This is a genomic window from Acinetobacter sp. CIP 64.2, assembly GCF_000369645.1.
Taxonomy (GTDB): Bacteria; Pseudomonadota; Gammaproteobacteria; order Pseudomonadales; family Moraxellaceae; genus Acinetobacter.
The window spans coordinates 1,545,718-1,546,223 of sequence record NZ_KB850122.1 but is presented as its reverse complement, the minus strand read 5'-3'; the positions used below and the strand labels follow the sequence as shown (position 1 = coordinate 1,546,223).

Annotated in this window: 1 pseudogene; it reads left to right on the top strand. The window is 46.6% G+C overall.

The window, feature by feature from the left end:
* Positions 1-506, top strand: a pseudogene (locus F895_RS20115) (cell surface protein); the annotation flags it as partial.

The window sequence follows — 506 nt, the reverse complement described above, 5'->3', positions numbered from 1 at the left end:
GATATCAGTTCAGCAGCATCAACAGATGCGGTGAATGGTGGCCAATTATTCACAACGAATCAGAATGTAACCACTGCGCAAAATGCAGCAGATGCAGCACAAGCGACAGCGGACAAAGGGATTAAGTTTGGTAATGGTACCAGCAGTAACCAATTTGCATTAGGCGATACGCTGAATGTTAAAGGTTCAACGGATGGTAGCATCACCAGTACCACGACAGCAGATGGTGTCCAGCTTGGTTTAGGTGATACCGTTAATGTCAAAGATGCAATCAATGTGGGCAGTGGTGCAACTAAAGTTAAGATTGATGGCACAACCAATACTATTGGTGGTTTAAGCAACACGACTTGGAACGGCACAGCGGTATCAGGTCAGGCAGCAACTGAAGATCAATTGGCAGCAGTTGATGGCAAGTTGGGTAACTTGGACGATGCAGCGGTTAAATATGATGACCCTGCAACCAAAGACAAAGTGACTTTAGCGGGCGCAGGTGGCACCACCATTAC